The following is an 8,810-nucleotide window of genomic DNA, read 5'->3' on the forward strand; positions in this document are numbered from 1 at the left end:
AGCCAGGCGGGGACATCGTCGCCGGCGGGTGGCGGTGTGGCGGGAGACGGCTCGGCGTCGCGGAGCCAGGCGGGGACATCAGGATCTGACATCTCCCCAGTGCTCTGGGGTGCGCCTAGCTGATCCTCTGTAGTGCCTTCAGCCTCCTCACCGGAGACATCGCGGAGCCAGTCGGGGACATCGCTATTGTCGAAGGAGGAGGGCAGATTATCATCTTCAGGCGCATCCAGCCAGCTAGGCAGCCCGCCCGCATCACGAGGTGATGATTCGCCATCTGGAGAGTCGAACGACTCGGGGGCGACATCACGCAGCCATTCGGGAATGTTATCTGCTGCTATCGTCTCCGCCTGCGCGTCAGTGCCCACGGCCCAATCGGCTGCAACCGTCCTGTCATCATCATCGGTGATGCCAGGTTCTTCAGTAAGCCAGTTCGAGGCAAGGGGGTCAAACGCCGCCTGTGGCGGCGGTTCGGGGCTGCTCGGCTGATCCTCCGCCATCGTCTCAATAATCTCAGAGGGGGTCACATCACGCAGCCAGTCGGGGACACCGCTCTTATCGTCGAGCGGCTCTGACAGCGGAGGCTGCGGCTCCCTTGGGGCGTCGGGGTCCGGCTCCTGGCCGATGCTACGCAGCCAGTCGGTGGCCCCGACCGGCATTTTGATCCGCGAGGTGGTGCTCGTTGGCGGCGGCTCAGGCTCAGGCTCGGGCTCATCGTCCGCACGGCCCTCAGCAGAGAGGCTGTTCAGCCAGCCGGTGGCGCCGAACGTTTGCGGCGCGGGGCGACGGGAGTCGCTCGGCGCGCTCGGCTCACTATCGCGGAGCCAGTCGGGCGAATCATCCGCGCCCGTGCGAGCGGGGGCGTCTGGAAGGTTCGTATCGCCGGTCGACGTCGCCCCGATCTCGCTCTGAAGATCGCGGAGCCAGTCTGGCGTGTCATCATCATCTGTATGAGGGGCGGCCTGCGGCGCTGCTGGGGCGCTGGGCGCAGACGGAGCCGAGTCCGCAGCCGTACGCAGCCAGTCCGGCGTATCGTCGTCGGCGTGGCCGCCCGTTGCTGGGCGGGGGGGCAGCGGTACATTGCGGAGCCAGGGCGGAAGGTGTTCCATGGTGTGGCGGCAGATCCAGGCTGCTAGTGGCCAGGCATCAGCGGTCGAGATACGGAAGATCGAAGCCAAGAAGCACGCGCACGCTCGCGACGATCGCACCGATCGCGGCACCGATCAGCAGCCCGCGTGCCCCAGCGAGCGCAACATAGTCATTGACCCACTGGACAGTGACGGCGACCCCCGGCAAGGTATAGACGAGAGGCAGCTGCGCGACAAGCACGACGGCTGCGACGACGACGATCACGACAGCATCGGCGCTCCGGCGCCCGAGCGCGCGGAGGGCGGCGCTCAGGCTGAAGAACGCCAGGAGCGCCAGCAGGCTGCTGGCAATGGGCTCGTAGACGGTGCTGAAGAGCTGGCGGATCGGCTGCTCCGCAAGGCTTCGTGGCAGCACGACCCCCGATGTGCCCGGCAGCGGGAAGAAGACCCCGATGACGATCACCAGCAGCATGCCGGCGAGCAGCACGATACTGTAGCCCCAATCGGCGCTGCGCCGCCGCATACGCTGTACGTGCGACCAGGAGACGCTCAGGATCCCGATCAGGAGAGCGATGGCGGTGATCAGCGCCGCCCAGCCCACCAGCGCGCGAGCGATCATGGCGACGATTGGGCCGCTGCCGGCAAAATCGAGCAGCACGATCAGGCCGGAGGCCCCAGCGATCAGAACGGCGACCAGACGTTTTAGATCGCGCAGGAAGGACATCCAGGCCCCTCATTCACCATGAGCCGCGGTGCGTGCCGTCAGCGGTGGTGTATCTGTCATCGATGCAATCACAGGATCGCGGTATGGCTCGCTATTAGAGACCAGCCAGAGGCGGGAGGCCCAGCGATGGCTGGATCAGGCCGTAGATGAAGCCGCCAATAAGCAAGATGATCACCACCGTGCGCAGCCCATCCTGGGTCATCAGCCGCGACTGGGCAGCGGGGTCGCTGGAGAGATATGATTCGGCGGCGTAGATCTCCTCGCCGATCAGCGCCGACGGCGTGCTGAGCATCATCAGCGGGAGTGCCGTGCTGCTCGACGACCCTGCCACCTGCGGCAGGTTGCGCTGCGCGCCGTCCTCCCCGATCAGCAGGAACTCTTGCCCGAAGCTGCCGATGAGCATGCTCGCCTCGATCTGGTCGCGGCCGTAGAGCGTCGTCACACCTGCGGCGTACGCGAGGGCGTCCTGGTGGGCCAGGAGCTGCACCCGCCCCGAGTCATAGTCCTGAGTCTGGCCGGCCATCTGATAGGCCTGTCGCACCGCGCCGCGCAGCGCAAGGTGCGAGATGGCATCGCCTGAGCTGATCAGGATAGGCGCACCATTGAGTGCGGCCTCCTCCGCGACCCGGCCGGCGACCATGAGCCCGGCGATCGTCTCGGCCGTGGATCCGCGCGTCCCGTTACCCGCTCCGATCTGGCCGCTCCCCGGCGAGATATGCAGTGATCGGCCCGTCTCCGCGCCGCGCCCGAGGGCGCCGCGAAGCGCGTCGAGCGCCGGTAGCGGGCGGCGCTCCGGCAGCCACCCCGCGATCACGCGCGCGTGGTGAAGCCACGTCATGGCGACGACCACCAGGATGACAAGCATCAGGAGCATAACCTGGGGGGCGACAATCATCAAAGTGCTCCCAGAGGGTGACGATGACAACTCTTTACAACGTTTCTGATTTTACTCTTTCGAGTGTAACGCAAAGGATGGGCTTTGTCAACACTATTGACGGGAAAGGAGCCGGCGTAACTCTTGCCAGCTTGCGGCCTCAGCCAGTAGCCCGGCGTAGGGGTCAAGGCCCGTGCCACGCACAAGCGGGCGTGCGAACTGGGCGATCTGGCTGCTGATCACATCCAGCGGGCAGAGCAGATCAAGCAAGATCGCTGCCGGGGCGCGCAGCCCGGCGCGGTCAATATGTTCGGCCAGCTTCTGCAATCCATCGTGGCGATCGTCCAACTAGCCCTCCGCCTCGGCAGCGCGCAGCAGCGCCTCAAGAAACTCCTTGGCCAGGCGGGCGAAGCGGGCGCGCTGGGTTGAGTCGATCAGTCCCGCCACAATCTCCGGGAGATTCAGCGAGTCGACCCGCTTGATGTGGTAGCGGTCGCCATCGATCTGGCGTAGCTCGCAGCGGTTCACACCGGTGAGCGGCGGGAAGCTGATGCGGAAGCTTGTGGCCCGGCTGAGCGCGGTGTAGTCGATCACCTCTAGGTCGGCGAACACCACGCTGCCGCGCAGCCGAAAGCGGTATCCCGGACTCGGCCGCTGGCCGGCGGGCAGCTCGACCTTGATCCGATCGAGGGCGGGCATCCACCTTGGCCAGCCGCCAAAGTCATCGAGCACAGCAAAGATCCGCTCTGGCGGCATTGTCGTCGTGGTGCTGGCGCTAATCTCATAGCTTGTCATTATCTCATGATATGTCTAGTACAAGGTAAGGGAAGCAGATCTTTTGTTCGCGCGAATACGCGCTGGGTCAAGCCACACCGGCTGGCGACTGACGTCGCGCCGGAGCGGCGCTGCGCGCCGGGCGTCGGCCTGCGCCGACGCCGGAACCGCCCGTGGAGGCGGGCGGGTGTCCGGAGGCCCCCGCGCTGCGACGTCAGTCGCCAGCTGAGGCTCCTACGCTCATAGGTTACCCCAAGGCGTATTCGCGCTAACGATCTTTTTCATTGTCCCATCACGCTCCCATGTCACCCTGAGCGAAGCGAAGGGTCTTCCCGCTCGCTCGAAGGTGGGATATGTGAAAATTTCCACTTCCCTAAGGCTTCAGAAGCTGGTTGGGGGTGCTGACCAACGACGAACGACCAATGACGAAGGCATCGGCACGGTTGGTCGTTCGTCCTTGGTCGTCCGTCGGCGTGCTGCGGGGGCTACAGCGACCTTTGCCCAGTTCGCCAGCGCGCCCACCGCCGCCTCAGCTGGTCGGCGCGCCAGCGGGCGGGTAAGAACGCCCCCTCCGCTGTCACCACCACGGCCTGGACCCCGCGCGGAACGCTGCCGAAGGTCAGGGCGATCCGTGCGTCGAGGATCGGCTGGTAGAGGAGCACCGCCGCAATCTCGCGGAAGGGTAGCTCAAGGCCATCGTAGCCAAGCCAGAGTGTGTCCATCTTCAAGGTAAAAGGCAAAAGGCAAAAGGTAAAACCACGAAGCTTTGGCTCGGTTTTTGGCTTTTGCCTTTTACCTTCTCCCTTTTGCCTTCTCCGCTACGGCTCATCGCCGAAGGTGACCCCTAGGGCACGGGCGCAAAGCACCAGGTCGCTGTGAGGCCGAACCGTCTTCAGGTGGCCGCAGGCCTCGGCGAGGGGGACCGTGACGATCTCCTCGGCCCGCAGCGCCACCATCTCGCCGAAGACCCCGTGGGCGACCGCATTTACGGCGGCGGCGCCGTAGCGCGTCGAGAGGAGCCGGTCGTAGGGGGAGGGCGAGCCGCCGCGCTGGAGGTGCCCGAGCACGACCACCCGCGTATCCTTCTCCGTCAGCTTCTGCATCTGGTCGCCGATCCAGTGGCCGATGCCGCCGAGCCGCCCGTCGGCGATATACATCTCGGTGCCGCCCATGGGCCGCGCCCCCTCGGCGACGACGATAATGCTGAAGGTGCTGCCGCGCTGCTCGCGCTCGCGGATCCTGTTGGCCACATACTCGATATTGAAGGGGATCTCGGGGATGAGGATGGCGTCGGTGCCGCCGGCCAGCCCGGAGTGGAGCGCGATCCATCCGGTGTGACGGCCCATCACCTCGAGCACCATCACGCGGTTGTGGCTTGCCGCCGTGGTGTGCAGGCGGTCGATCGCGTCGGTCGCCACCTGGAGCGCCGTGTCGAACCCGAAGGTGCGATCCGTCCCCGCCAGATCGTTGTCGATCGTCTTCGGCACGCCGACGACGGGCGCGCCAAGCTTGTAGAGCTCAAGCGCGATGCGCTGTGTCCCCTCGCCGCCGATCGTGATCAGGCCGCTCAGATCAAGCTCGTGGATCGATTTGACCGCAAGCTGATAGGGATCCTCTTCGCTTGAGAGGGCCGCGTTGCGTGGCCCGAAGTGCCCCTTGTTAGTGGTGCGCAGCATGGTGCCGCCGCGGGGCAGCAGGCCCTGCACATCGGCGTTGGTGAGCATCCGGTATGTCCGCTCGCCGAGAAGACCCTCGAACCCATACTCGATGCCGAGCACCTCGAAGCCGCGCCCCGATGCCGCCTTCACCACCGCGCGGATCACGGCGTTTAGCCCAGGCGCGTCGCCGCCGCTTGTCAGGACGCCGATCCGCTTTCGTTTCCCTGTCGTCATGCGCGATCTCCTCAGCGAAGCGAGGACCTCCCCCGCAATCAGGATCTACTGTCGCTGTGCCTCTTCTCTCCGTCCGCAATTATACCACCCGATGTATGGGGGTTGGGAGTTGGGGGTTGGGGATTAGTCCCAACCCCCAACTCCCAACCCCCAACCCCCAACCCTACATCCGCTCCAGGTCCTCGCGCAGGTCGCGCAGGAACGCGGCCGCATGGGCGTGGTCGAGGGCGCGGGCGTCGTAGCTGAGGCTGAGCGTGGCGATCGGGCGCACGGCGACGGCGTCGCCGCAGGCGACGGCCCGGCGGCGCGGGGCGCCCAGCCCGAGGGCGGCCACGGTGCCGGCAAGGGGCGGCGGGGCGCTCTGCCAGAGGTCGCCGTCGGCCAGGATCACCAGGCCAAAGGTGGCCTCGCCGAGCGCTGGGTCTGATACTGCCCGCAGCGCCCTGGCCACCCCGCGCATCGTCAGGTCGCCTGCGTCGCGCACCAGCGCCCATGTCAGGCGCTCGCCGTCGCGCGCGGCGACCGCCAGATGCACCCGGCGGCGCAGCAGCGTCCCGCCCTCCGTCCACCTAGCGTTCAGGCTGCGGTGTCTCGGCAGCAGGCCGGCGGTGGCGGCGGCCACGCAGGCGGTGAGGTTCGCGCGCAGGCCCAGCCGCCCAAACTCAGCCCCCTGCGCCGCGCAGCGCGCTAGGGCTGGGCCGGCGTCGAACTCCACCATCGCCGTTGCGACGGGCAGGGGTGAAGCATGCGCAGCCGAGAGTTCAGCGCTTGCTGCGATCGCATTGGGCGCATGCTTCGGCCCTACACTGTGTCGCACATCTGCCGCCACCACGCGCCCGTCGGCCCCGCTGCCGGCGAGGGCGGCCGGGTCGATGCCGTGGGCCTGGGCGATCCGATGTGCCAGGGGCGTGATTCGGGCCGGGGCGGGGCGATCCTGGCGGCCCGCGGGGCGCAGGCGGGCCAGGGGCCGCCCCTCCTCCACCGTCGCGCCCACCGGGGCCAGGATCTCCGCGAGCCCGCCGGCCTCCGGCGCGGGCAGGGCCACCTCGGCCACCTCGCTGCGCACGATCAGCAGCGGCGCCCCCGCGCCCAGCGCCGCCCCAGGATCGGCCAGCCAGCGCAGCACCTGGGCCGCGCCCCCCGGGATGGCCGGCAGTGTGATGTCGAGCATCATCGCTCCCTCTATAGTAATGAGTAATGTTGAATGCTGAATGCCTGGCATTCAACATTCAGCATTCAACATTCAACATTCGTCACCCCGCCTTCCTCGCCTCGACCCAGAAGGCATCGACCTTCTGCTTAAGCAGGGCGTGCTCGGGCTTGGCCAGCTGCGGGTCGTCGCCGAGGATCGCCTCGGCGGCCGCGCGCGCGGCGACGAGCAGGCGCGTGTCGGCTAGCTGGGCCACCTTCAGGTCGGGCGTGCCGCTCTGGCGGGTGCCGAAGAACTCGCCGGGGCCGCGCAGCTGCAGGTCGATCTCGGCCAGCTTGAAGCCGTCGCTGGTCTGGGCTAGCGCCTCAAGCCGCTCCGCGCTCGAGTCGTTCGCCTTGTGCGGGATGAGGACGCAGTAGCTCTGGTGCTGGCCCCGGCCCACCCGGCCGCGGAACTGGTGCAGCTGCGAGAGCCCGAAGCGCTCGGCGCCCTCGATCAGGATGGTCGAGGCGTTGGGGATGTCGATGCCCACCTCGATCACCGCTGTGGCCACCAGGATGTCGTAGGCGTGGTCGCGGAAGGCCACCATGATCTGGTCCTTCTCGCGGGGCAGCATCTTGCCGTGCAGCAGGGCCACCCGCAGGTCGGGGAAGACCTCGCTCTGCAGCTTCTCGTACATCTCCTCGGCCGAGGGCAGGTCGATCTTCTCGCTCTCCTCGACCAGCGGGCAGATCACGAAGGCCTGGCGGCCCTTCTCGATCTCCTTACGCATGTGGCGGTAGACCTTGGCGTGGTCGCTCCGGGGGACCCAGCGGGTGCGGATGACCTGGCGGCCGGGCGGCAGCTCATCCAGCACCGAGGTGTCCAGGTCGCCATAGATCGTCATGGTCAGGGTACGCGGGATGGGCGTGGCCGTCATCACCAGCAGGTGCGGGTTGAAGCCCTTGTCGCGCAGGCGCTGGCGCTGCTCGACGCCGAAGCGATGCTGCTCGTCCACCACGACCAGGCCGAGGCTGTGGTAGCGCACGCTCTCGGTGATCAGGGCGTGGGTGCCCACCACCAGGTCCACCTCGCCCTTGGCGATGCCCTCCAGCACCCGGCGGCGCTCCTTGGCCCCGAGGCTGCCGGTGAGCAGGGCCACCCGCACGCCCTCGCCGTCCATGTCGTCCTCGGCGGTCATGCCGAGCAGGGCCTTGATCTCGGCGAGCTGGGCGGCCTCCTCGGGGCTCATGCGGTCGCGCCACGTCTCGCCCTCGGCCTCCTGCTGGGCCTGGCGGGGCACGCGCACCCGGCCGAGCAGCTTCTTCAGGCCCTTGTAGTGCTGCTCGGCCAGGATCTCGGTCGGCGCCATCAGGGCGCCCTGGAAGCCGTTGGCGATCGCCTGGAGCAGGCTCGCGGCGGCCACCACCGTTTTGCCCGAGCCGACATCGCCCTGGAGCAGGCGGGCCATGGGCACCGGGCGGGCCATATCGCTGAAGAGCTCCGCGAGGGCGCGCTGCTGCGCCCCGGTGAGCGCGAAGGGCAGCTGGGCCTGGAGGTCGGCGTGGACATCCTCGTGGAGCCGCAGCTGGTAGCCGAGCTCGCCCTGCCAGAGCAGTTTGCGCTGCACCACGCCGATCTGGATGAAGAGGAACTCGTCGAAGCCCAGCCGCTCGCGGGCGCGCGTGAGCGTCTCGGCGCTGTCGGGGAAGTGGATCTGGCTGATCGCATGGCCCAGGCCGACCAGCCCGGCCTGCGCCCGCGTCGCCTCGGGCAGGTACTCGGGCATGTGCGGGGCCACCGCGTCCACCAGCTGCTTGATCACCTTGCGGGCGTTGCGGTCGAGCAGGCCCTTGGTGAGCGGGTGGACCGGCACCAGCCGCCCGGTGTGGATCAGCGCGTCGCTGTCGGGCACGTAGGGCTCCCAGGTCGGGCTGGCCATCTGGCGCAGCCCGCCGTAGGCCCCGACCTTCCCGCTGAGCACGATCATCTTGCCCACCGGCAGCTGCTTGGTGAGCCAGGGCTGCCCAAAGAAGACCGCCTTGATCGTGCCGCTCTCATCGGAGATCGAGACCTCGACCCGCGGGCGCGGCCCGCCGGCCAGGCGCGTCTCGCTCACCTCGCCAACGATCGTCTCCACCGAGCCGACGACCAGATCGGCGATCTGCTTCTGCGAGCTGTAGTCGTCGTAGCGGTGCGGGAAGTGGTAGAGCAGATCCTCAACCGTGCGCAGCCCCATGCGCCTGAAGGCGTGTACGTCCTTCCTGCCGATGCCGGGCACGAGGTCGAGCGGGTCGGCTGGGGTTAGGGGCTGGGGGCTGGGGGTTGGGGG

At 67.8% G+C, this 8,810-nt stretch carries 8 protein-coding genes and 1 pseudogene; all 9 read right to left on the bottom strand.

Translation table 11 applies throughout. The features are described 5' to 3' along the window. Window positions 1-497: pseudogene (locus K2Z83_RS07855) on the bottom strand (hypothetical protein); the annotation flags it as partial. 646 nt (window positions 498-1,143) lie between these two features. After that, a complete protein-coding gene (locus tag K2Z83_RS07860; RefSeq protein WP_220594627.1) occupies window positions 1,144-1,809 on the bottom strand; it encodes a hypothetical protein in 666 nt (221 codons plus the stop codon). A 94-nt stretch (window positions 1,810-1,903) separates the two neighbouring features. Next, a complete protein-coding gene (locus tag K2Z83_RS07865; protein ID WP_220594628.1) occupies window positions 1,904-2,704 on the bottom strand; it encodes a DUF6754 domain-containing protein in 801 nt (266 codons plus the stop codon). 93 nt (window positions 2,705-2,797) lie between these two features. After that, window positions 2,798-3,031: a hypothetical protein gene (locus tag K2Z83_RS07870; RefSeq protein ID WP_220594629.1), complete on the bottom strand. Its 234-nt coding sequence runs from the start codon at window positions 3,029-3,031 to the stop codon at window positions 2,798-2,800. Then, window positions 3,032-3,478 carry an SRPBCC family protein gene (locus tag K2Z83_RS07875; RefSeq protein WP_220594630.1) on the bottom strand — a complete coding sequence of 149 codons (447 nt, stop codon included), beginning with the start codon at window positions 3,476-3,478 and terminating at the stop codon, window positions 3,032-3,034. A gap of 464 nt (window positions 3,479-3,942) precedes the next feature. Further along, window positions 3,943-4,179, bottom strand: a complete 237-nt coding sequence (locus tag K2Z83_RS07880; protein WP_220594631.1) for a hypothetical protein — start codon at window positions 4,177-4,179, stop codon at window positions 3,943-3,945. A gap of 96 nt (window positions 4,180-4,275) precedes the next feature. Beyond that, window positions 4,276-5,349 carry a 6-phosphofructokinase gene (locus K2Z83_RS07885; protein WP_220594632.1) on the bottom strand — a complete coding sequence of 358 codons (1,074 nt, stop codon included), beginning with the start codon at window positions 5,347-5,349 and terminating at the stop codon, window positions 4,276-4,278. Window positions 5,350-5,512: 163 nt separating this feature from the next. Next, on the bottom strand, window positions 5,513-6,571 hold the full coding sequence (locus K2Z83_RS07890; RefSeq protein ID WP_220594633.1) for a 2-oxo acid dehydrogenase subunit E2: 1,059 nt from the start codon (window positions 6,569-6,571) through the stop codon (window positions 5,513-5,515). Window positions 6,572-6,602: 31 nt separating this feature from the next. Continuing rightward, a partial coding sequence (gene recG / locus K2Z83_RS07895) for an ATP-dependent DNA helicase RecG (protein ID WP_220594634.1) occupies window positions 6,603-8,810 on the bottom strand: 2,208 nt, incomplete at its 5' end.

Origin of the sequence: Oscillochloris sp. ZM17-4 (assembly GCF_019599295.1) — a bacterium.
Lineage (GTDB): Bacteria > Chloroflexota > Chloroflexia > Chloroflexales > Chloroflexaceae > Oscillochloris.